We start from the raw sequence: 21,464 nt of genomic DNA, 5'->3' as shown, positions 1-21,464 counted from the left end.
GGTCACTTCGCGGCAGCGCCGTTGCCCGGCGCGGCGCCGTCGGGGGCGGCGGCGGCCACGCCCGGCTGCGGGGTCGGATCGACCACGCGCACCACGTCGCCCTCGTTCAGGAAGCTGCCGCCCGAGGCGATCACCCGTGCATCGGGCGCGAGGCCCTCGATGATCTCCATCCGGTCGCCCACGATGCGCCCGGCCTGCACCTTCACCTGCTGGACGCGGTTGTCGGGCGTGAGCGTCATCACGTAGCTGAAGCCGTCGCGCACCACCACCGCCGTCTGCGGCACGGTGAGCGCGGAGGCGCTGCCCAGGTCGAAGCTGCCGCGCGCGTACATGCCGGGCAGCGCGTTGCCGCCCTCGCCGACCGGCTTGACGTCCACATAGACCAGGGCCTGCCGGGTCTGCGGGTCCACCGTGGGGCCGATGGTCCGCACGCGGCCCTGCAGCCTCGCCCCACTCGCGGCCGTGACCTCGGCGGGGGTGCCGGGCCGAAGGCGGCCCAGTGCGTCGGAGGTGACCTCGGCACGCCACTCCAGGCGGCCCTGGCGGATCAGGCGGAACAGCTCGGTGCCGCTGGCCACCACGGCGCCCACGGTCGCATTGCGCGCGGAGATGATGCCCTCGTCGGGCGCCACCACCTGGGTCTGGCCCTGGCGCAGCTGCCGCGCGTCCAGCGCCGCGCGGGCTGCCTGCACCCGCGCCCGCGCCGTCTCGGCGGCGGTCACGTACTGGTTGATCTGCGAGGCCGAGAGCGCGCCGGTCGCCTCCAGGCTGCGCGCCCGCTGGGCGTTGGCCACGGCCTCGGCGGCCGCCGCTTCCGCCTCGGCCAGCGTGGCGCGGGCCTGCGCGGCTTCGGCATCGACGGTGTCGCGCGCGAAGACCGCCAGCACCTGGCCCTTCTTGACGCGGTCGCCCACGTTCACGCGCACCTCGGTCAGGCGCTGCCCGCCGGTCTCGGCCCCGATGCTGGCCTCCTGCCAGGCGGCGATGTTGCCGTTGGCGGCCAGCGTCTGCGCGAGCTGCGCGCGCAGCGGCGTGGTGGTGGTCACCGTCAGGGCCGGCTTGGGTTCCGGCGCGGTGGCGGCCGGGCTGCCTGAAGCGGCGTCCGGCCCCTCGTTGCGCTGGCAGGCCGCCAGGACGAGCGCCAGCGCAATCAGCAGGAGGGGCGTGCGGAGGGTGGATGCGTGCATGGGAAGGCGTCCGGATGGGGGTTCAGGGCTGTGCGGCAAGGGCGGAGGCGTCGCGCTCCCAGCCACCGCCGGCGGCGCGGTAGAGGCTCACCCAGGCCGACTGCAGGTCGCGCTCGAGGCCGACCACCGCGGTCTGCGCGGCGAACAGGTCGCGCCGCGCGTCCTCCAGCTCCACGAGGCTGGCCAGGCCGCTGCGGTAGCGCGCTTCAACGGAGTCGAAGTAGGCCTGGAAGTTTCGGGCGGCGGTTCGTACCGAGTCGCCGCGCCGCAGCGCCGCGTCGATGGCCACCAGCGCCTGCTCGACCTCGCTCACCGCCGAGCGCACGCGGCCGCGGTAGAGCGCCACGGCCTCCTGGTAGCGGCCGATGGCGGCGTCCACGTTGGCTTCGCGGCGGCCGCCGTCGAAGAGCGGTACCGAGACGGCCAGCGGGCCGATGGCCCAGGTCTGCGCCTCCACCGTGTCGCCGCCGGTGCGGACCAGGCCGGCGCGGATGGAGCCCGACAGGGACAGGCGCGGGTAGCGGTCCGCGCGCGCGGCGCCGACCTCGGCGCTGGCCGCGGCGATCGCCTGCTCGGCCTGGAACACGTCCGGGCGCTGCGCCAGCACGCGCGCCGGCAAGGCCGCCACGCCGAACAGCGTGCCGGGTATCGCCGTGCGTGTCTGCGCCAGGCGCGCGGCCAGCGCGGGCTCGGCCAGGCCAGTCAGGGCCACCAGGGTCTTGAGCTCGATCTCGCACTGCGCCCGCTGCTGGATCAGGCGCGCCGCGCTGTCGGCGGCGGCGGCGCGGGCGAGGGCCGCGTTGGCGGGCGGGGTGAAGCCGGCGTCGGCGCTCAGCTGCGCGAGCCGCGCGGTCTCGGCCCGCGAGCCGGCATCGCCTTGCGAGACCTCCAGCAGGCGCTGGCAGGCGCGCAGGCGGAAGTAGCTGGCGGCGGTCTCGGCCGCGACGGTGATGCGGGCGTCATGCCAGCCCGCCTCGGCGCTGCGAAGCCGCGCCTGCGCCGCATCGATCGCGTACTGGCGACCGCCGAAGAGGTCGATCTCCCAGCCAGCTTCGGCGCCGACCTGCGCCGTGGTGGCCAGGGGCAGCGGCGCCTGCGCGTTGCCGCGCGTGAGGGAGGCGGCGCCGTCCACGCTGGGCAGCAGCGCGGCGCGGGACGCCGCCCGCGCCGCCCGTGCCTGCGCGATGCGGGCCTGCGCGGCGGCGATCGTGGGGCTGCCGGTCTGGGCCTGGTCGATCAGGTCCGCCAGCACGGCGTCGTCCAGCTCGCGCCACCAGCGGACCAGGTCCGCCAGGCGGCCGCCGTGCGGCATGGGCGCATACCACTGCGTCGGCGCCACGATCTCGGGCGGTGCGGGGGCGCGCGGGACGGCGCAGGCCGCCAGCCACAGCGGCAAGGCGCAGGCCGCGGCCAGGCGCAGGAAAGTCATCGAATCGTGTCCTCTCTCGGCGTGCGGAAGCTGCCGCGCCGCACGCGCATGTGTCAGCCGCGCAGGCCGGCGTGGGCACTGCGTTCGCGAAAAATCCAGCCGGCGATTGTCGCGGTTTCGTGTGACTTGTCAGTCGAAGACGGCGCGCCACAGCGCCAGCACGGCGTCGCGCTCGGTGGCCATGGCCTCGGGCGGCAGCTGGGTGGACTCCTCGTTCAGCCGCGCCAGGTGCTGCGCCCGGCGCAGGCTGCGGTAGGCGTCGGCCGCGGCGACCCCGACCGGCGCCGGCAGCAGGCCGCAGGCCTGCGCCCGCTGCAAGAGCGCGATGTTGCCGACATTGGGGATGAGCTCGCGGTGGCGCGCCGCGTGGGCCAGCACCAGGAACTGCACCGCGAACTCGGCGTCGACCATGCCGCCCGGGCTGTGCTTGAGGTCGAAGCGGCCGGCGCGCACCGAATGGGCCGCGCGCACCTTGTCACGCATGGCCATGATCTCTTCGCGCAGCGCGGCCGCGTCGCGCGGGGCGGTGATCACCGCTTCGCGCACGGCTTCGAAACGCGGCGCGAGCGCCGGCTCGCCCATGACGAAGCGGGCCCGCGTCATGGCCTGGTGTTCCCAGGTCCAGGCGGTGTTGCTGCCGCGGTTCTGCTGGTAGTTCGCGTAGGCCTCGAAGCTGGTGATGAGCAGGCCCGAGTTGCCGTTGGGCCGCAGCGCGGTGTCGATCTCGAACAGGTCGCCCTCGCCGGTCTTGGTGGTCAGCCAGTTGATCAGCTTGCGGACGAAGGCGGTGTAGCTCTCCGGGGCGGCCTCGTGCTCGTCCTCGTAGACGAAGACGATGTCCAGGTCGCTGCCGTAGCCCAGCTCTTTTCCGCCCAGCTTGCCGTAGCCGATGATGGCAAAGCGCGGCTGCGCGGCGTGGCGCGCCTTCAGGCGCTCCCAGCACCAGCCGGCCGTCACGCGCAGCACGGAGTCGGCCAGCGCGCTCAGGTCGTCGGCCACGTGCTCGACGCTCAGGCGCCCTTCCAGGTCGCGCGCCAGGGTGCGCATGATCTCGGCATGGTGGGCCCGCCGCAGCAGGTCCAGCAGCGCCTCTTCATCGTCCTGCCCGGTGCGGGCCAGTGCGGCCCGACGCGCCTGCAGTTCGCGCTCGAACTCGGCGGCGGCGAAGCGCTCGGCCAGGAAGGCCTCGCCCGCCAGCTCGTCGATCACGCCGGGGTGCTTGAGCAGGTAGCGTGCCGGCCAGCGCGCCGCGCCCAGCAGGCGCAGCAGCCGCTCGTGCACGCCCGGGCGCTCCAGCAGCAGGGCGAGGTAGCTCTCGCGCCTCAGCAGGGGCTCGATCCAGTCGGCCATGCGAACGGCCGCGACCTCGCTCACCCGGCCCTCCTCCAGCCACTGCGCCGTGCGCTCCATCAGGCGCAGCAGGCGCAGGCGCGCGTCCTCGCGCAGGGCCAGCACGCGCGGGTGCTGGCGCCAGGCCGCCACGCGCTCGCGCACCTGCGGGGGAAGCGTCGGCAGCAGCGCGTCCAGGTCCGGCGCCGCCAGCCGGCGGCCGTTCGGGCCGTGGCAGCCCCTGCACGCCTTGGCGCCGCCCAGCAGGGTGTCGAACTCCTGGGCCACCAGCTCGCGGTGGCTGTCCAGCTCGCGCAGGAAGGCGCAGCAGTCGGGCAGGCCCAGGGTGCGCGCGATCCAGTTCAGGTCGCCGTCGTCGCGCGGCTCGCAGGCCACGGGCAGCACATGGGTCTGCTGGTCGTCCAGGTACTGGATGCGGTGCTCGATGCGGCGCAGGAACACGTAGGCGCGGGCCAGGGCCTCGGCCGTGGCGGCCGGCATCAGGCCGGCGGCGGCCACGCGCTGCAAGGCGTCCAGCGTGGGCCGGGTGCGCAGCTCCGGGAACTGGCCGCCGCGCACCACCTGCAGCAGCTGCACGGTGAATTCGATCTCGCGGATGCCGCCGCGCGAGAGCTTCACGTCATTGGCCCGCTCGGGCCGGCCGGCGGCGCGCCGGGCCGCGTGCTCGCGGATCTGCCGGTGCAGATCGCGCAGCGACTCGAACACGCTGTAGTCCAGGTACTTGCGAAAGACGAAGGGCAGCACCGCCGAGCGCAGGGCCTGGGCGCTGCCGTCCTCGATGGCTGCGCGTGGCGCCACCACACGGCTCTTGAGCCAGGCAAAGCGCTCCCACTCGCGACCCTGGACCTGGAAGTAATCCTCCAGCGCGCCCAGCGAAACGGTCGATGGCCCGGAATTGCCGTGCGGCCGCAGCGCCAGGTCGATGCGGAAGACGAAGCCGTGCTCGGTGGTGTCGCCCACCAGGCCATAGATCAGCTTGACCGCCTTGCCGAAGTACTCGTGGTTCGAGATGCGGCCGCGCCCCTCGACCCCGGCGGTCTCGCCGTCGTGGTCGAAGACGTAGATGAGGTCGATGTCGCTGGAGACGTTGAGTTCGCGCGCGCCCAGCTTGCCCATGCCGACGATCCACAACCGCGCCCGGCCGCCGTCCGGGGCGATCGGTGCGCCGTGCTGGGCGTCGAGCTGCTCGAAGGCGTCCAGGCAGGCGCGGTCCAGGGCCAGCTCGGCCAGCCAGGTGACCGCGCGGGTCACCACCTCCAGCGGTGCGCCCTCGTCGCAGTCGAGGCGCACCAGCCGCTCCAAGGTGAGCTGGCGCAGCATGCGCAGCGCCACCGAGGTGCTGCCTTCCCGGGCGCGCAGGCGCTCGTAGCACTCGGCGAGCGACTCGCGCGTGGGGGCGCCCGCAGCCAGCAGGTCCAGGTCCGCGGCATAGCGGCGGCGCAGGCGCTGCACGAAGCGTGAATGCGAGGACGGTGCGGGGTCCGCGGAAAGGCCCTGACCGGGCAGGACCTCTCCTTCCTGCGCGGGATGGGCCGGGCCACCGGGGCTCATAATTCCTGCCACTTCCGAGTTTCCATGAACGATTCGCTGCTGCCCTCGCGCGCGCTGCGCGTGCTTTCTGCCGCTGCCGGCGCGTTGTGGTGGCTCCTGGTGGTCCTCTGGCTGGTGCTGGTGCTGGCCTGGGGGGCGCTGCACGGGTGGATTGTGCCGCGTATCGGCGAGTGGCGACCGCAGCTGGAAATGCAGGCCACGCGGGCGCTGGGGGTTCCGGTGCGCATCGGCGGCATCGCCGCGCGCAGTGAAGGGCTGGTGCCCACCTTCGAGCTGCGCGACGTGGTGATCGAGGGGCCGGCTTCGGCCACGCCGCTGCGCCTGGGCCGCGTCACCGCGTCGCTGTCGCCGCGCTCCCTGTGGAACCTGGGCTTCGAGCAGCTGGCCGTCGAGCGGCCGGAGGTCGAGGTGCGACGCACGGCCGCGGGGCGCTGGTCCGTCGCCGGTTTCGAGCTGTCCCCGGACGGCGGGGACACGCGCGCGGCCGACTGGTTCTTCCGCCAGAAGGAGGTCCTGGTACTCGGGGGCACCCTTCGCGTGGTGGACGAGCAGCGGCAAGCCGCGCCCATCACTTTCGAGGACCTGCAGTTCGTGAGCCGCAACGGCGTGCGCCGCCACGCCCTGCGCCTGGACGCCACGCCGCCGGCGGGTTCGGGCGAGCGTTTCACGGTGCAGGGCGTGTTCCGCCAGCCGCTGCTGTCCACCCACGCCGGGCGCTGGCAGGAGTGGACAGGGCAGCTGTACGCGCAGGCACCGCGGCTGGATCTGGCGCCCTGGCAGGCCTGGGGCTTGCCGGGCCTGGAGCTGCAGGGCGGCCAGGGGGGCCTGCGGGCCTGGGTCGATGTCGAGCAGGGCCACTGGCGCGCGGCGGTGGCCGACGTCGCGCTGGACGGATTGCGCCTGCGCGTGGGCGAGCGCCCGGCGCTGGCCTTGGACGCGGTCTCGGGCCGCGTCGGCGGACGGCGGCTGGAGGGTGGGTTCGAGCTGGAGACGCGCGGGCTGGCCTTCCGGACCGGCGACGGCCGGCGCTGGCCGGGCGGCGACGTGCACCTGGCCTGGACCGAGGCCGGCGGCCGCCTCGCGGCCGACCGCCTGGACCTGAAGGCCCTGGCGCAGCTCGCGACCCGCCTCCCTCTGGATGGCGCCCTGCTGGCGCAGTTGCGCGAGCGTGCGCCGGCCGGACGCATCGAGACGCTCCAGGCGCGCTGGCAGGGGCCGCTGCATGCGCCCCGTCGCTACCAGGTGCAGGGGCGCGCCACGGACGTCGCGGTCGAGGCGGCGGCGGGGCAGCCGGGACTGCGCGGCGCCTCGCTCGACTTCGAGCTGAGTGAAGCCGGCGGCAAGGCGCAGCTGACGCTGCGCGACGGCGCGCTCGACCTGCCCGGCGTGCTGGCGCCGGCGCGGGTGCCCCTGGACCGGCTGGACGCCGACCTGCAGTGGCGCACGGCCGGTGCGCGCAAGACCCTGGAGATCCGGAACCTGGACCTGCGCAATGCGGACCTGCACGCGCGCGGCCAGGTGGCCTGGCGGGCGGGCGAGGGGGCGCGGGGGCCCTTTCCGGGCGTGCTCGACCTGCAGCTGGAGCTGCCGCGGGCGGACGGCGCGCGCGTCTGGCGCTACCTGCCGCTCTCGCTGCCCGCGGATGCGCGCGACTACGTGCGTGACGCGGTGCGCGCCGGCAAGGTCTCCGACGGCCGCGTGCGCGTGCGCGGCGACCTGCGGGACTTTCCCTTCCCCCGGCGCCAGCAGGGCGAGTTCCTCGTCACCGCGCGGGTCCGCGACGCCACCTATGCCTTTGCCCCGGCGCCCGATGCCGCGGGCCAGTGGCCGGTCCTCACGCAGCTGTCGGGCGAGCTGGTCTTCGAAGGCAGGAGCCTGCAGGTGCGCCAGGCGCAGGGCCGCTTCGCCGGCGCGGCCGGCCTGCAGGTGCAGGCCGATGCCAGCATCGCCGACCTGGACGCGAGCACCGTGGTCGTCAACGGCGCCGTGCGCGGGCCGCTCGCGGAGTCGCTGGCGATCTTCAACGCCACCCCGGTCGCGGCCCGCCTCGAACAGCCCCTGGGCCGCGCCAGCGCCGGCGGTGCGGCCGAGGTGCGCCTGCGCCTGGCCCTGCCGCTGGCCCACATGGACCAGTCCCGCGTGCAGGGCAGCGTCACCCTGGGGGGCAACGACGTGCGGCTGCGTCCGGACCTTCCGCTGCTCGCGCGGGCGCGGGGCGTGGTCGGCTTCAGCGACGCCGGCTTCAACCTCTCGGGCGTCCAGGCGCGGGCCCTGGGCGGCGACCTGCGCATCGAGGGCGGCAGCCGCGACCTGCCCGCCGGCTCGACCGAGCCGGGCACCGTGGTGCGCCTGCAGGGCACGGCCACGGCCGAGGGCCTGCGCGAGTGGGGTGAGGCGGCCGGCTCGCTCGCCGGGCTGGCGCGCCGGGCCAGCGGGGCGGCCAGCTACAGCGCCACGCTCGGCCTGCGCCCCGAAGGCACCGACGTGGTGGTCGCCAGCGACCTGCAGGGCCTGGCCCTGGACCTGCCGGCGCCGCTGGGCAAGCCGGCCGAGGCTCCGCTGCCGCTGCGCTTCGAGCTGCGTGCGCTGCCCGGCGCTCGGCCGGCCAGCGACCAGCTCACGCTGGAGCTGGGGCGCATCCTCAGCGCCCGCTATGTGCGGGACGTCTCCACGCAGGAGCCGCGGGTGCTGCGCGGCGCGCTGGCCGTGGGTCTGGCCGAGGGCGAGGCGGCGCCGCTGCCGGACCGCGGCGTGCTGGCCAACATCCGGCTCGCGAGCTTCAGCGTCGATGCCTGGGAGTCGGTGCTGGAGGGTCTGTCCGGCCCCTCGCCCGGGCCGCGCAAGGGCAGCGCGTCCGGATCGACGGCGGCCTCGGACTACCTGCCTACCGTCATGGCCGTGCGCGCCCGCGAGCTCACTGCCCAGGGGCGCACGCTCAACGACGTGGTGGTCGGCGGCTCGCGCGAGGGATCGGTCTGGCGCGCCAACGTCGATGCGCGCCAGCTCAATGGCTATGTGGAATACCGCGAGGCGTCCCAGCGCCAGGCCGGGCGCGTGCTCGCGCGGCTCTCCCGCCTGTCGCTGGAGGCGGCTGCCGCCAAGGAGGTCGAGAGCCTGCTGGACGAGCAGCCGGCCAGCATGCCCACCCTGGACGTGGTGGTGGAGGACTTCGAACTGCGCGGGCGCGACCTGGGCCGCCTGGAGATCGAGGCCAGCAACCGCAATGCCGCGGGTGTGCCGGAATGGCGCCTGACCCGCCTGAGCCTGTCCATGCCGGAGGCCAGCTTCAGCGCCAGCGGCAACTGGGCCGCCCTTGGCTTGGACACCGGCCGGCCCGGCGTGCCCGAGCGGCGCCGCACGGTGATGAACTTCCGCATGGACATCCAGGACTCCGGCGCGCTGCTGGCGCGCCTGGGCATGCCCGGCGTGGTGCGGCGCGGGCGCGGCAAGCTCGAAGGCCAGGTGGCCTGGGCCGGCTCGCCGCTGTCGATGGACTACCCCAGCATGAGCGGCAACATGGCCGTCAACATCGAGTCCGGGCAGTTCCTCAAGGCCGACCCGGGCCTGGCCAAGCTGCTGGGCGTGCTGAGCCTGCAGGCGCTGCCACGGCGCCTCACGCTCGATTTCCGCGATGTGTTCTCCACCGGCTTCGCCTTCGACTTCGTGCGCGGGCACGTCGCCATCGAGCAGGGCGTGGCCACGACCAACAATCTGCAGATGAAGGGCGTCAACGCCGCGGTGCTGATGGAAGGCCGCGCCGACATCGCGCGCGAGACGCAGGACCTGAAGGTGGTGGTGGTGCCCGAGATCAACGCCGGCACGGCCTCGCTGGTGGCCGGGATGATCAACCCGGCCATCGGCCTGGGCACCTTCCTGGCGCAGATGTTCCTGCGCGAGCCGCTGATGCGGGCCGCGACCCAGGAATTCCACATCCACGGGACCTGGACCGACCCCCAGGTCACCCGCATCGACCGCCGGGCCGAAGCGCGTGCGCAGGCGCGTGCCGGGGCGGTCCACACGGCGCCCGGGGCGCTAGTCCGATGAAACCGAGAAATCGGCTGTGCGCAGGGGTCTGGCAGGGCGGGCGGCTAGGCGCGGCCCGCTGCCGAGGCCGGTGGCCTCGGCAAGGGGCGCAACGACGCAGCGCGCCCTGCCAAACCCCTGCCCGAAGGGTGGGCACCTGCGCGGGGCGCCCTCGTCGTTGCAAATGCTCGCCGGGTGTCCAACCCGGCTGCGCTTTGCGCCTAGATGGCGCCCCGCGCAGGTGCCCACGCACAGCCGATTTCTCGGTTTCATCGGACTAAGGAGTCACTGACATGCCGCTCGTCGCCGCCGTGGTGCAGATGGTCTCGTCCACCGTCCTGGAGGACAACCTGCGGGAGGCCCGGCGCCTGCTGGCCCGCGCCGCTTCCGAGGGCGCGGAGCTGGCCGTGCTGCCGGAGTACTTCTGCCTCATGGGCCATCGCGACAGCGACAAGCTGCAGGTGCGCGAGGACCTCGGCCACGGGCCCATCCAGGACTTCCTCGCGGCCTGCGCGCGCGAGTTCGGGCTCTGGATCGTCGGCGGCACGCTGCCGCTGCGCGCCGACTCCGCGGAGCACGTGCGCAACACGAGCCTGGTGTTCTCGCCGACGGGCGAGCGCGTGGCCCGCTACGACAAGATCCACCTGTTCTGCTTCGACAACGGCCGCGAACGCTACGACGAGGCGCGGGTGATCGAGGCCGGCCGCGAGCCGGTGGTCTTCGAGCTGCCGGCGCGGGACGGCCGCACCTGGCGCATCGGCCTGTCGGTCTGCTACGACCTGCGCTTTCCCGAGCTGTACCGCGACCTGGCCGCGCGCGGGGCCGACGTGCTGCTGGTCCCGAGTGCCTTCACCCACACCACCGGGCAGGCCCACTGGGAGACGCTGCTGCGCGCCCGGGCGGTCGAGAACCTGGCCTGGGTGCTGGCCCCGGCGCAGGGCGGCACGCACGAGAACGGCCGCCGCACCTGGGGCCATTCCATGGCCGTGGACCCCTGGGGCGTCGTGCTCGCCTGCCACGCGTCCGAGGGCGCGGGCGTGCTGATCGCCTCGCTGAACGCCCAGCGGCAGCAGCAGCTTCGCGAACAGCTGCCGGCGCTCACGCACCGGGTGCTGTAGGTGAGCGCCATCCTGCCCCTGTCCAGCTGGCGGCGCGCGGCCGGCGGCGCGCCGCGCCACTTCGGCTTCGGCTCGCGCTCGCTGCTGTGGGTGCTCCTCCTGGCGCTCGTCGCCGCGCTGCTGGGCCTGCTGGTCTGGCTGGCCGGACGCTACGAGGCGAGCCATGTGCAGTCCAACCTGGACCGCGACGCCGCCGCCGCGGCCGCGGACATCCGGGCCGGGCTCGCGCGCAACGCACAGAGCCTGCAGGCACTGCAAAGCTCGCGGGCCGACCCGCAGGCCTGGCTGCTCGACGCGGCGCGGCTGCTGCGCGAGCAGCGCGAGTGGCTTCGCATCGAGTGGCGCGACGCGCAGCTGAACCCGCTGGCGGTGGCCGAGACGCCCTACCTCATGCCCGTCTTCGAGCGACTGGGCCGGCCGCAGGCGCAGCAGGACCTGGCGCTGGCCTGCGCGCAGGCCCGGCGCGGCGGCGGCCCGGCCTATTCGGCCAGCTACTTCGTGCCGCAGGCGGACGGCCTGGGCATGGAGGTGATGGACCTGTGCCTGCCGCAGGTCCAGTCCGGCGAGCTCACGGGCTACGTGGTGGCGACCTACTCGCTCTCCGAGATCCTGGCCACCATGGTCGGCGCGCAGCTCACGCGCAGCCAGCAGATCTCCTTCAACGAAGCCGACGGCACCCGCCTGGCCCTGCACGGGGTCAAGCAGCGCGGCAACCGCACCTTCCAGTCGCAGCAGCTGCTCGACCTGCCGGGCAACACCATCGTGCTGCGCATGGAGAGCTGGCGCGCCGTGCCCGACCTGTTCCCCAACGTGCTCACCGCGCTGGTCACGGCCATGTCGATCACGCTGGTGGCGGTGCTGTCCATCCTGGTCAAGGACGTGCGCCGGCGCGTGCAGGTCGAGCACGACCTGGCCGATGCGCTCGCCTTCCGCAAGGCCATGGAGGACTCGCTGGTCACGGGCCTGCGCGCACGCGACCTGGAAGGGCGCATCACCTACGTCAATCCCGCCTTCTGCGACATGGTGGGCTTCAGCGCCGAGGAACTGCTCGGGCGTTCCCTGCCGGCGCCCTACTGGCCGCCGGAGCTGGCGGGGGAATACCAGACGCGCCAGGAGGTGCGCCTGACCGGGCAGCACTCGCCGCCGCGCAACGGCTTCGAGTCGGTCTTCATGCGCAAGGACGGCTCGCGCTTTCCGGTGCTGATCATCGAGGCGCCGCTGATCAACGCGCAGGGCGCGCAGACCGGCTGGATGAGCGCATTCCTGGACATTTCCGAGCAGCGGCGCATCGAGGAACTCTCGCGTGCCAGCCAGGAGCGGCTGCAGGCGACCGCCCGCCTGGCCACCGTGGGCGAGATGGCGTCGCTGCTCAGTCACGAGCTCAACCAGCCCCTGGCCGCGATCTCCAGCTACGCCACCGGCTCCCTGAACCTGCTGCGTGCGGGCGACGGCGAGAACCTGGAAGGTGCCTTGCAGCGCATCGCGCAGCAGGCCGAGCGCGCGGGCAAGGTGATCAAGAGCGTGCACGACTTCGTGCGGCGGCGCGACCAGGACCGCGAGCCCACGTCGCCGCAGGCGCTGGTCGATGCCGTCATGCCGCTGGTGACCTTGCAGGCGCGCAAGCTCGGCGTGAGCGTGGTCACGCGCCTGCCCGCGGGCCTCGCGCGCGTGATGTGCGACCGCACCATGGTCGAACAGGTGCTGCTCAATCTGGCGCGCAACGCCATGCAGGCCATGGACGAGGCGCGCGTGCTGCGGCCGTCCCTCACCATCCAGGCGCGCGCCGTGAACCCGGGCGAGGGAGCGGCCAAGCGCTGGGTGGAGTTCTCGGTGATCGACGTGGGACCGGGCATCTCCGCCCAGGTGCGCCAGCAGCTGTTCACGCCTTTCTTCACCACCAAGGCCGAGGGCATGGGCCTGGGCCTGTCCCTGTGCCGCACGGTGGTGGAGCAGCACGGGGGGGCGCTGGTGTTCGAGCCCCACCTGCCGCAGGGTACGATCTTCCGCTTCACCCTGCCGGTGGCCGAGGCCGGTGCCGAGCGCACAGCCGCCGCCGCAGAACACACCGCCGCCAACGCGGCGGACACCGCCTGATCCAGCTTCACGCCGCATGCAACCTGTCCTCGATGCCATGGTCTACATCGTCGATGACGACGCGTCCGTGCGCGAGGCCCTGGCCTGGTTGCTGCGGTCGCGGCGCCTGGCCAGCGAATGCTTCGCCAGCGCGGGCCAGTTCGAGGCCCTGCTCGCGCGGGGCGCCACGCAGACGCAGCCCTGCTGCCTGCTGCTGGACGTGCGCATGCCCGGCACCAGCGGCCTGGCGCTGTTCGACAAGCTCGCCGAGCAGGGGCGCATCGAGGCCATGCCGGTCATCTTCCTGACCGGCCACGCCGACGTGCCCACGGCGGTGGGCATGGTCAAGCGCGGCGCCTTCGACTTCTGCGAGAAGCCTTTCTCGGACAACGCCCTGGTGGACCGCATCGAGCAGGCGCTGGCGCAATCGGCCCGGGTGCTCGAACGCCAGCGGCGGCGGCAGGGTCTGCAGCAGCGCCTGGGCGAGCTGACGCAGCGCGAGCGCGACGTGATGCAGCTGGTCGCCCGGGGGCTTCCGAACAAGCTGATCGCCGACGCTTTGGACATCAGCGTGCGCACGGTGGAAGTGCACCGCTCGCGCGTGTTCGACAAGATGGACGTGAAGTCGGCGGTGGAACTGGCCAACGCCCTTCGCGATGCCGATGCCTGAGGCTCAGGGACGCGGCGGATCGTCCCCCGGCGGCGTGTCGTCCTGGCGCGGCGGCTCGCCCTTGGGCCGGCCCGAGAACATGGTCCACCACACGATGCCCACCAGCACCACGAGCGCGAGCAGGGCTTCCAGCAGAATCAGCAGCATGAGACGAGTGGCACGGTGGACGATGGCATGGGCGATTGTAGGAACGCTCGCGGGCTGCGGCGGCGTGCCGCAGTGGCCGGACCCGCCGGGTGCGCCGAATGCTTCGCCGGTCCCGCAGCCACCGCTCCAGCCGCCTCTCCAGCCGCCGCCGCTCGCCCAGCCGGCGCCGCCCGCCTCACCGGCGCCCGCCGTGCCCGTGACCGCCTCGCGCAGCCGCTGGACGCCCGTGCCCTGGACCGAGCTGGTCGGCTTCGACCAGGATCCGCTGCACGAAGCCTGGAACGCCTGGCTGCGAAGCTGCGAGCGCCCGCCGGTGCCGCTCGCGGCCCTGTGCCCCGAGGTACGGCGCCTGGCCATCGGCACGCCCGAGGAACAGCGCGCGTGGATGCGTGAGCGCCTGCAGCCCTGGCGCATCGAGCCGCACTCCGGCCCGGCCGAGGGCCTGCTCACCGCCTACTACGAGCCCCTGTTCGAGGCGCGCCGGCAGGCCGGCCCCGGCTTCGAGGTGCCCCTGCACGCCCTGCCCGAGGGGCACGGCCGCCAGCGCCCGTGGTACAGCCGGCAGGAGATCGACACCCTGCCGCAGGCGCGCGCCCTGCTGCGCGGGCGCGAGATCGCCTGGCTGGCCGACCCGGTCGATGCCCTCATGCTGCAGATCCAGGGCAGCGGCCGCCTGCTGGTCACCGAAGCGGACGGAAGCCGGCGCCTTGTGCGCCTGGCCTACGCCGGCAGCAACGACCATCCCTATCGCAGCGTGGGCGGCTGGCTGCTGCAGCAGGGCGCCGTGCGCGATGCGTCCTGGCCGGGCATCAAGGCCTGGGTCCGCGCCAACCCGCAGCGCGTGCAGGAGATGCTCTGGAGCAACCCGCGCACGGTGTTCTTCCGCGAAGAGCCGCTGAGCGAATTCGACGCCGGCTTCGGCCCGCGCGGTGCGCAGGGCGTGGCGCTCACGCCCGGGCGCTCCATCGCGGTCGACAAGGAGAGCGTGCCCTATGGCACCCCGGTGTGGCTCGCCTCGCCGGGGCCGCAGGTGGCGCTGAACCGGCTCGTGATGGCGCAGGACACCGGCAGCGCCATCGTCGGCGCGGTGCGCGCCGACTGGTTCGTGGGCTGGGGCGCGCAGGCCGGCGAGGTGGCTGGTCGCCTGAAGCAGCCGCTGCGCCTGTGGGCGCTCTGGCCGCGTGGGCTGCAGCCGCCCGGGAGCATCGACCAGGCGAGTCGCTGAACCGGTTTCACCGTTCCGTCACGCGCCCGCCATGGGCGTGTCATCGACCGTTCCTACGCTCGCGCCGTCCTGAACGACGCTTGAGTAACGAACGATGAACACCACCCACCTGCCCGAGACCGAAGACTGCAACACGAGCAGCAACCCCAGCCTCAACGAGATCCTGGACGCGCGCCTGTCGCGGCGTTCGGCCATGCGCCTGGGCGTCGGCGGAGCCGGCAGCGCCGTGCTCGCGAGTTTCGGCGTGAGCGCCTGCGGCGGCGGTGACGACGCCCTCGCGCCCCCGGCCGCCGCCCCGGCCCCGGCCCCCGCGCCCACCCCCATCACCCTCGGCTTCGAAGCCGTGCCCAAGAGCCTTGCCGACACCGTGGTCGTGCCCGCCGGCTACACCGCGAAGGTGATCTACGCGCTGGGCGACCCGATCGACGGCGCCACGCCCGCCTACAAGAACGACGGCACCGACACCGACTTCGACAAGCGCGCCGGCGACCACCACGACGGCATGGAGTACTTCGGCCTGAACGCCGCCGGCACCGCGCGCGACCCCGCCGGCTCGGAGCGTGGCCTGATCGCCATGAACCACGAGGCGACCAGCCACTCGGGCCTGGCCTCGACCTACCTCCATGCCGACGGCGGCACGGACACCCTGCCCCGACCGGCTGCCGAGGTCGACCGCGAGATCGCCATCCACGGCCTGTCGGTCGTCGAGGTGCGGCGCGGTGCCAGCGGTCATGCGGTCCAGGCGGCCTCCGGCTTCAACCGCCGCGTCACCCCGCTCACGCCGGTGCAGATCCTCGGCCCGGCCCGCGGCAACGCGCTGATGGTCACCCGGTACTCCGCCGATGGCACGCAGACCCGCGGCACCATCAACAACTGCGGCACCGGCAGCACGCCCTGGGGCACCTTCCTCACCGGCGAGGAGAACTGGGCCGGCTACTTCACCCGCGCCGCGGCCGACGACACGGCCCGCGGCGGCGCCACCGCCAGGAGCGTGGTCTCGCTGCGCCGCTACGGCCGCAATGCCGGCGCGGCCAGCCGCCATGGTTGGGAAACCGGCGGCGCCGGTGACGTTTACGCGCGCTGGAACATCAGCCAGACGGGCGCCGCGGACACCGACGACTACCGCAACGAGCTCAACACCTTCGGCTACATCGTCGAGATGGACCCGTACGACAAGACCCAGGCGATCCGCAAGCGCACCGCGCTGGGCCGCTTCGCGCACGAGAGCGCCTCCTTCGGCAAGGTGAGCGCCGGCAAGCCGCTGGCCGTGTACATGGGCGACGACTCGCGCGGCGAGTACATCTACAAGTTCGTCTCCAGCGCCAATTGGTCGGCGGCGGATGCCGACCCGGCCAACCGCATCACCACCGGTGACAAGTACCTGGACGCGGGCAAGCTGTACGTGGCCAGGTTCAACGCCGACGGCACCGGCAACTGGATCGAGCTGTCCATCGCCAACCTGGACATCGCCAACTACGCGACCTACGACTTCGCCGACCAGGCCGACGTGGTGGTGAATGCACGCCTGGCCGCCGACGCCGTGGGCGCAACGAAGATGGACCGTCCCGAGTGGTGCGCGGTGCATCCGGTCACCGGCGAGGTCTACTACACGCTCACCAACAACAGCAACCGCAAGCTGGAGCCCGCGAGCAGCTCGCAGATGGCGGTGGACGCGGCCAACCCGCGCAGCTACACCGATGCCAAGGCCGGCGTCACCGGTTCGGCCGGTAACGTCCACGGCCACATCCTGCGCCTGCGCGAGAACGGCTCGGAGACGGCCGCCACCGCCTTCACCTGGGACGTGTACCTGTTCGGCGCCGAAGCCGGCGCCGACCTCGCCAAGGTGAACCTCTCGGCGCTCACCGCCGACCAGGACTTCTCCGCGCCGGACGGCCTGTGGTTCAGCCCCAAGACCGGCCTGTGCTTCATCCAGACCGACGACGGCGCCTACACCGACGTCACCAACTGCATGATGCTGGTGGGCATCCCCGGCTCGGTCGGCGACGGCGAGGTCGTGCCCCTGAACTACACCAAGGGCGACGGCAGCACCGTGACGGTGAACGCCCGCGTCGGCGCCAAGCCCACGGCCTCCACGCTGCGACGCTTCCTGGTCGGCCCGGTGGACTGCGAGATCACCGGCATCTGCGAGACGCCCGACGGCCGCGCGCTCTTCGTCAACATCCAGCACCCGGGCGAGACCATCGTCAAGGCCGACATCGGCGATCCGGGCAAGTACGTGAGCCACTGGCCGGGCAATGCCGGCTACGGTGCCGGCGGCGCCAACGCCCGCCCGCGTTCGGCCACCGTCGTGATCACCCGCAACGATGGCGGGCTGGTCGCCGCCGATGGCACGGCCGTCCTGAACAACAACTAAGACCCCTTGAGATGCCCCAGCGGCCACGCGCTGCTGGTCTTGACCTCCCCCAGCGAAAAGCTGGTGTGGAGGTCTTTCACGTTGGGCAGGTTGATCAGCACCTCGCGCGCGAACTGCGAGAAGCTCGCCAGGTCGCGCGAGACCACCTGCAGCTCGAAGGTGCCGGTGCCGCTGATGTAGTGGCACGAGACGATCTCCGGGATGCGGCGGATGGCCTCCTCCATCTGCCGCGTGCCCTCCCCGGTGTTGCGCTCGGCGTCCAGGCGGACGAAGGCCAGCACGCCCAGGCCGATCTTCTGGCGGTCGATCACCGCCCGGTAGCCCTGGATGTAGCCGGCCTCCTCCAGCGCCCGCACGCGCCGCCAGCAGGGCGCGGCCGACAGCCCCACCCGCTGGGCCAGCTCGGTGTTGGTCAGGCGGCCATCGTTCTGCAGCTCACGCAGGATGAGCAGATCGAACTTATCGAGTGTTTCCATTTGGCACGGATGGCAGAAAGAATCTTGCTCATGGTAGCCAGTTCACGGCAAAGAAAGCAAAGACATATCCGGGCGGGCACCCTACACTGCGGCAAAAGCACAAGCCTGCGCGGCTTCGCTGCGCGCCACGACTGGAGACACGCCCCGCCATGAACGCACCGCTGCCCGAATCGGTCCGCCACGCCCTGGAAAACGTCACGCTCGACGACAAGTACGCCCTGGACCAGGGGCAGGCCTTCATGAGCGGCGTGCAGGCGCTGGTCAAGCTGCCCATGCTGCAGCGGCGCCGCGATGCCATCGCCGGGCGCAATACGGCCGGCTTCGTCAGCGGCTACCGCGGCTCGCCGCTGGGCGGCTATGACCAGGCGCTGTGGGCCGCGCGCAAGTACCTGGAGGCCAGCCAGGTGGTGTTCCAGCCGGGCGTCAACGAGGAACTCGCCGCCACGGCCGTGTGGGGCACGCAGCAGCTGGGCTTCGCGCCGGAGGGCGCCAACCGCTACGACGGCGTCTTCGGCATCTGGTACGGCAAGGGCCCGGGCGTGGACCGCAGCGCCGACGTCTTCAAGCACGCCAACATGGCCGGAACCACCCCCTGGGGCGGCGTCATCGCGGTGGCCGGCGACGACCACGTCGCCAAGAGCTCCACCGCCGCCCACCAGAGCGACCACATCTTCAAGGCCTGCGGCCTGCCGGTGTTCTTCCCCACCAGCGTGCAGGAGATCCTGGACCTGGGCATCCACGCCTTCGCCATGAGCCGCTACGCCGGCGTGTGGACCGGCATGAAGACCATCCAGGAGATCGTCGAGTCCAGCGCCACGGCCGTCATCGACCCGGCGCGCGTGCGCATCGCGCTGCCCACCGATTTCGCCATGCCACCGGGCGGCGTGCACATCCGCTGGCCGGATACGGCGCTCGAACAGGAGGCGCGCCTCTTCGACTTCAAGTGGTACGCGGCCCTGGCCTACATCCGCGCCAACCGCCTGAACCACAACGTGATCGAAGGGCCGCAGGACCGCTTCGGCATCATCGCCAGCGGCAAGGCTTACAACGACACCCGCCAGGCCCTGGCCGACCTGGGCCTGGACGACGAAGCCTGCCGGCGCCTGGGGATCCGGCTGCACAAGGTGGCCGTGGTGTGGCCGCTGGAAGCCCAGATCACGCGCCAGTTCGCCACCGGGCTGCGCGAGATCCTGGTGGTGGAGGAAAAGCGCCAGGTCATCGAGTACCAGCTCAAGGAGGAGCTGTACAACTGGCGCAGCGACGTGCGGCCCAACGTGCTGGGCAAGTTCGACGAGGTCGAAGGCGACTACTCGGGCGGCGAGTGGTCCAAGCCCAATCCCAGCGCCGACACGCTGCTGCGGGCCAATGCGGACCTCTCCCCGGCGCTGATCGCGCGGGCCATCGCCCGGCGGCTGAAGAAGCTGGGCGTCGACGCCGACACCGCCGCCCGGCTCGATGCGCAGCTGGCCATCCTGGAGGCCAAGGAGCGCTCCATGCAGGCGCTGGAGGTCAAGGCCGACCGCGCGCCCTGGTTCTGCTCGGGCTGCCCGCACAACACCTCCACGGTGGTGCCCGAGGGCTCGCGCGCCATGGCCGGCATCGGCTGCCACTTCATGGCCACCTGGATGGACCGCAGCACCATCGGCTTCACGCAGATGGGCGGCGAGGGCGTGCCCTGGGTCGGCCAGCAGCCCTTCACGCACGAGAAGCACGTCTTCGCCAACCTCGGCGACGGCACCTACTTCCACAGCGGCCTGCTCGCCATCCGCCAGTCGATCGCCGCGGGCGTGAACATCACCTACAAGATCCTCTACAACGACGCCGTCGCCATGACCGGCGGCCAGCAGGTCGGCGAGCGCCCCGAGGGCCACTCGGTGATGCAGATCGTCCAGAGCCTGCAGGCCGAGGGGGTGGCGCGTCAGGTCATCGTGAGCGACGAGCCGCACAAGTACGACGATGCGCCCCTGCCTTCGGGCGTGGCCGTCTTCCACCGCGACGAGCTGGACCGCATCCAGCGCGAGTTCCGCGAGATCCCCGGCACCACCGCCATCGTCTACGACCAGACCTGCGCCACCGAGAAGCGGCGCCGGCGCAAGCGCGGCAAGATGGTGGATCCGGCCGTGCGGGTCATGATCAACGAGCTGGTCTGCGAGGGCTGCGGCGACTGCGGCGTGAAGTCCAACTGCCTGTCCGTCGAGCCGCTGGAGACGCCCTTCGGGCGCAAGCGCACCATCAACCAGAGCACCTGCAACAAGGACACCAGCTGCCTCAAGGGCTTCTGCCCGAGCTTCGTCACCGTGGAGGGCGGGCAGATGAAGAAGAAGGCGAAGGCCGCGGCCATCTCGCCCTTCTCGCTGGGCGAGCTGCCGCTGCCCACGTTGCCCGCGCTGGACGCGCCCTGGGGCATCGTCGTCGCCGGCGTGGGCGGCACGGGGGTCATCACCATCGGGCAGCTGCTCGGCATGGCGGCGCACCTGGAGGGCAAGGGCGTCGTCACGCAGGACGCGGCCGGCCTGGCGCAGAAGGGCGGCGCCACGTGGAGCCACGTGCTGATCGGCGAGCGGCTGGAGGCGATCCGGACCACCCGCGTGGGCATGGCCGGGGCCGACCTCGTGATCGGCTGCGACCCCATCGTCACCGCCGGCAAGGAGACCCTGCTGCGCATGCGCGAAGGTCGCACGCACGTGGCCCTGAACGCGCACAGCACGCCCACCGCCGCCTTCGTGCGCGACACCGAATGGGCCAACCCCAGCGACGCCTGCGCGGCGGAAATCGTCCGCGCCGTGGGCGCGGCACGGGTGGGCGGCTTCAACGCCGAGGCGGTGGCCTCCGGGCTCATGGGCGACAGCATCTTCGTCAATCCCATGATGCTGGGCTACGCCTGGCAGCGGGGCTGGATCCCCGTGGGGCTGGAAGCGCTGATGCGGGCCATCGAACTGAACAACGTGGCCGTCGAGGCGAACAAGGCGGCCTTCACCTGGGGCCGCCGCGCCGCCCACGACGCTGCCGGCGTCGAGAAGCTGCTGCAGCCGGGCCAGGTGGTGCAGTTGCACCGGCGTGAGACCTTGGAGGCCGTCGTCGAGCGCCGCGCGAGCTTCCTCACGGCCTACCAGGACGCCCGCTATGCCCGCGAATACACCGACTTCGTGGAGCGGGTGCGCCAGGCCGAGGCGCCGCTGAACTCCACGCGCCTGGCCGAAGCCGTCGCACGCAACCTCTTCAAGCTCATGGCCTACAAGGACGAGTACGAGGTCGCCCGGCTGCATGCCGACACGGGCTTCCAGGAACGCATCGCCGCCCAGTTCGAGGGCGACTACACCGTTCACTTCCATCTCGCGCCGCCGCTGCTGGCCAAGCGCAACGAGAAGGGCGAGCTGCAGAAGCGCCGCTATGGCCCCTCGATGCTGCTGGCCTTCCGGCTGCTGGCCCGCCTGCGCGGGCTGCGGGGTACCGCGCTCGATCCCTTCGGCTACACCGAGGAGCGCCGCACCGAACGGGCCTTGATCGCGCAGTACCGGCACGACCTCGAGGCGCTGACCGCCGGGCTGCGCGCCGACACCCACGGGCTCGCGCTGGAGATCGCCCGCATTCCCGAGCAGATCCGCGGCTTCGGGCACGTCAAGGAGCGGCACCTCGGCCCTGCCCGCGAGCGCTGGCAGTCGCTCATGGCGCAGTGGCGCGGCCAGCGCCCCGGCGAGCGCCTGGCCGCCTGAGTCTCGGCCGGGCCGCTCCGACGGCCGGGGCCTGCCCGGGACATACAATCCCCGACTTTCGCCGAGCGGTCGGCGCGATCGCGCCTGCCCAGGGCACTTTGGCCGCCACCGCGACTCCAGACAACAAC

At 72.7% G+C, this 21,464-nt stretch carries 12 protein-coding genes; 7 read left to right on the top strand and 5 right to left on the bottom strand.

Going from position 1 to position 21,464, the window contains the following annotated elements:
* Positions 1-2 precede the first annotated feature (2 nt).
* The 3 genes from EZ242_RS15590 to glnE all read right to left on the bottom strand — a co-directional run bounded on the left by EZ242_RS15590 (position 3) and on the right by glnE (position 5,517).
* Positions 3-1,187, bottom strand: a complete 1,185-nt coding sequence (locus EZ242_RS15590; protein WP_135286107.1) for an efflux RND transporter periplasmic adaptor subunit — start codon at positions 1,185-1,187, stop codon at positions 3-5.
* Between the two features lie 22 nt (positions 1,188-1,209).
* The gene (locus EZ242_RS15585) at positions 1,210-2,616 is read right to left on the bottom strand and encodes an efflux transporter outer membrane subunit (RefSeq protein ID WP_135286106.1); all 1,407 of its coding nucleotides are present in this window, start codon (positions 2,614-2,616) and stop codon (positions 1,210-1,212) included.
* Positions 2,617-2,745: 129 nt separating this feature from the next.
* Positions 2,746-5,517 carry a bifunctional [glutamate--ammonia ligase]-adenylyl-L-tyrosine phosphorylase/[glutamate--ammonia-ligase] adenylyltransferase gene (gene glnE, locus EZ242_RS15580; RefSeq protein WP_135286105.1) on the bottom strand — a complete coding sequence of 924 codons (2,772 nt, stop codon included), beginning with the start codon at positions 5,515-5,517 and terminating at the stop codon, positions 2,746-2,748.
* Between the two features lie 24 nt (positions 5,518-5,541).
* Here glnE and EZ242_RS15575 point away from each other — a divergent pair, with 24 nt between their 5' ends.
* The 4 genes from EZ242_RS15575 (at position 5,542) to EZ242_RS15560 (ending at position 13,401) form a co-directional block, all read left to right on the top strand.
* Positions 5,542-9,561 carry a YhdP family protein gene (locus EZ242_RS15575; protein ID WP_135286104.1) on the top strand — a complete coding sequence of 1,340 codons (4,020 nt, stop codon included), beginning with the start codon at positions 5,542-5,544 and terminating at the stop codon, positions 9,559-9,561.
* 272 nt (positions 9,562-9,833) lie between these two features.
* Positions 9,834-10,658: a carbon-nitrogen hydrolase family protein gene (locus tag EZ242_RS15570; RefSeq protein ID WP_240787113.1), complete on the top strand. Its 825-nt coding sequence runs from the start codon at positions 9,834-9,836 to the stop codon at positions 10,656-10,658.
* Positions 10,659-12,752, top strand: a complete 2,094-nt coding sequence (locus EZ242_RS15565; protein ID WP_205960667.1) for a PAS domain S-box protein — start codon at positions 10,659-10,661, stop codon at positions 12,750-12,752.
* 16 nt (positions 12,753-12,768) lie between these two features.
* On the top strand, positions 12,769-13,401 hold the full coding sequence (locus EZ242_RS15560; protein ID WP_135286103.1) for a response regulator transcription factor: 633 nt from the start codon (positions 12,769-12,771) through the stop codon (positions 13,399-13,401).
* Between the two features lie 3 nt (positions 13,402-13,404).
* Here the strand turns inward: EZ242_RS15560 and EZ242_RS22085 are convergent, their stop codons facing one another.
* On the bottom strand, positions 13,405-13,548 hold the full coding sequence (locus tag EZ242_RS22085) for a hypothetical protein (RefSeq protein WP_167784799.1): 144 nt from the start codon (positions 13,546-13,548) through the stop codon (positions 13,405-13,407).
* Here EZ242_RS22085 and mltA point away from each other — a divergent pair.
* Together mltA and EZ242_RS15550 are read left to right on the top strand one after the other, a co-directional pair.
* Complete coding sequence (gene mltA / locus EZ242_RS15555) at positions 13,481-14,773, top strand: murein transglycosylase A (RefSeq protein WP_135286370.1); 1,293 nt, start codon at positions 13,481-13,483, stop codon at positions 14,771-14,773. The two genes, EZ242_RS22085 and mltA, sit on opposite strands and share 68 nt — an antisense overlap.
* A gap of 94 nt (positions 14,774-14,867) precedes the next feature.
* Positions 14,868-17,147, top strand: coding sequence for a PhoX family protein (locus tag EZ242_RS15550; RefSeq protein ID WP_135286102.1), 2,280 nt, complete (start codon positions 14,868-14,870; stop codon positions 17,145-17,147).
* Here EZ242_RS15550 and EZ242_RS15545 read toward each other — a convergent pair.
* A complete protein-coding gene (locus EZ242_RS15545; protein WP_135286101.1) occupies positions 17,144-17,623 on the bottom strand; it encodes an Lrp/AsnC family transcriptional regulator in 480 nt (159 codons plus the stop codon). The genes EZ242_RS15550 and EZ242_RS15545 overlap by 4 nt on opposite strands.
* A 149-nt stretch (positions 17,624-17,772) precedes the next feature.
* On the opposite strand from EZ242_RS15545, the gene EZ242_RS15540 reads away from it, so the two are divergent.
* Positions 17,773-21,336 carry an indolepyruvate ferredoxin oxidoreductase family protein gene (locus tag EZ242_RS15540; protein WP_135286100.1) on the top strand — a complete coding sequence of 1,188 codons (3,564 nt, stop codon included), beginning with the start codon at positions 17,773-17,775 and terminating at the stop codon, positions 21,334-21,336.
* Positions 21,337-21,464: the final 128 nt, after the last annotated feature.

This window comes from Ramlibacter rhizophilus, assembly GCF_004681965.1.
Classification (GTDB): Bacteria; Pseudomonadota; Gammaproteobacteria; order Burkholderiales; family Burkholderiaceae_C; genus Ramlibacter; species Ramlibacter rhizophilus.
The sequence above is the reverse complement of the archived record's forward strand: the minus strand, read 5'-3'. Positions and strand labels throughout refer to the sequence as shown.

Excerpts from the sequence above, each read along its gene's own strand:
- EZ242_RS15545 (WP_135286101.1), bottom strand. The coding sequence starts at position 17,623 with ATGGAAACACTCGATAAGTTCGATCTGCTCATCCTGCGTGAGCTGCAG.
- EZ242_RS22085 (WP_167784799.1), bottom strand. The coding sequence starts at position 13,548 with ATGCTGCTGATTCTGCTGGAAGCCCTGCTCGCGCTCGTGGTGCTGGTG.
- EZ242_RS15585 (WP_135286106.1), bottom strand. The coding sequence starts at position 2,616 with ATGACTTTCCTGCGCCTGGCCGCGGCCTGCGCCTTGCCGCTGTGGCTG.
- mltA (WP_135286370.1), top strand. The coding sequence starts at position 13,481 with ATGGTCCACCACACGATGCCCACCAGCACCACGAGCGCGAGCAGGGCT.
- glnE (WP_135286105.1), bottom strand. The coding sequence starts at position 5,517 with ATGAGCCCCGGTGGCCCGGCCCATCCCGCGCAGGAAGGAGAGGTCCTG.
- EZ242_RS15570 (WP_240787113.1), top strand. The coding sequence starts at position 9,834 with ATGCCGCTCGTCGCCGCCGTGGTGCAGATGGTCTCGTCCACCGTCCTG.
- EZ242_RS15590 (WP_135286107.1), bottom strand. The coding sequence starts at position 1,187 with ATGCACGCATCCACCCTCCGCACGCCCCTCCTGCTGATTGCGCTGGCG.
- EZ242_RS15540 (WP_135286100.1), top strand. The coding sequence starts at position 17,773 with ATGAACGCACCGCTGCCCGAATCGGTCCGCCACGCCCTGGAAAACGTC.
- EZ242_RS15550 (WP_135286102.1), top strand. The coding sequence starts at position 14,868 with ATGAACACCACCCACCTGCCCGAGACCGAAGACTGCAACACGAGCAGC.
- EZ242_RS15575 (WP_135286104.1), top strand. The coding sequence starts at position 5,542 with ATGAACGATTCGCTGCTGCCCTCGCGCGCGCTGCGCGTGCTTTCTGCC.
- EZ242_RS15560 (WP_135286103.1), top strand. The coding sequence starts at position 12,769 with ATGCAACCTGTCCTCGATGCCATGGTCTACATCGTCGATGACGACGCG.